The sequence below is a fragment of the Ectobacillus funiculus genome (assembly GCF_004138295.1).
GTDB classification, from domain to species: domain Bacteria; phylum Bacillota; class Bacilli; order Bacillales; family Bacillaceae_G; genus Ectobacillus; species Ectobacillus funiculus.
This window is the reverse complement of the sequence record NZ_SCFM01000131.1, coordinates 1-913: the sequence shown is the minus strand read 5'-3', so window position 1 is coordinate 913 and position 913 is coordinate 1. Positions and strand designations below refer to the sequence as shown.

Genomic DNA, 913 nt, shown 5'->3' with positions numbered 1-913 from the left:
CCGCTGCCTTGGACGACCGTGACAACCCCGGCTCCTGCAATTGGAGCTCCCGTTTGTGCGTCTGTCACCTGTCCTTGGATGGTGGCTGGGTTGGCTAAAAGCTCCGCATTCAGCACACGCTCTTCTCCCGGACCCAATACGATACGGAAAATGGATGAGGCATAATTATCGGTGGACATGACCACACGGTATTCGCCTTCGGCCAGCCCATTGATGACATACAGACCGTTCGGGTCTGTTAAGGTGGATTTCACCGATACATTCGTTCCGGCGATAAACACTTGGACGAGAGCGCCTGGAAGCGGAGCACCTGTTTGCGCATCCGTCACGCTTCCTGTCAGGGAAGCTGGGTTTGGTTCCAGTGCGAAATCGACTGTTTCCGTCTCAGCTGGTGTTACGGTAATGACTGTTAGCTCAGAAGCAAAATTCGGCGCACTTGCCTGAACGGACAATGTGCCTTCCGGCAAGCCTGAGAGGGTGTATTGTCCATTCACATCTGTCAGGGTGCTCGCGAGAAAACTTCCTTGCCCATTGAATACTTGAATTAAGGCATTGGACAGTGCAGTTCCAGTGATCGCATCTCGGACCGTTCCGTTAATCGTGGCCGGATTTGGGGTTAACACTGGGTTGATGATTTCCGTTTCTCCTGCCGTTAAATTCACAGACACGGTTTGGCTCGTAAAATTCTCTGCCGAAATGACCACGTTATAGCTTCCAGGGGCAATGCCAGTTAACAGATAGCTGCCGTTTTGGTCTGTTTGCGTCGACGCGACAATTATCCCGCTGCCTTGGACGACCGTGACAACCCCGGCTCCTGCAATCGGAGTTCCCGTTTGTGCATCTGTCACCTGTCCTTGAATCGTAGCCGGATTGGCTTGAAGCGCCGCATCCAGTACACGTTCTTCTCCTGGTT

The 913-nt window shown here is 53.0% G+C and carries 1 protein-coding gene; it reads right to left on the bottom strand.

The genetic code is table 11. From position 1 onward, the window contains the following. The coding region (locus EP737_RS25175; protein ID WP_165350947.1) for a carboxypeptidase-like regulatory domain-containing protein at positions 1 to 913 on the bottom strand (913 nt) is incomplete at both ends.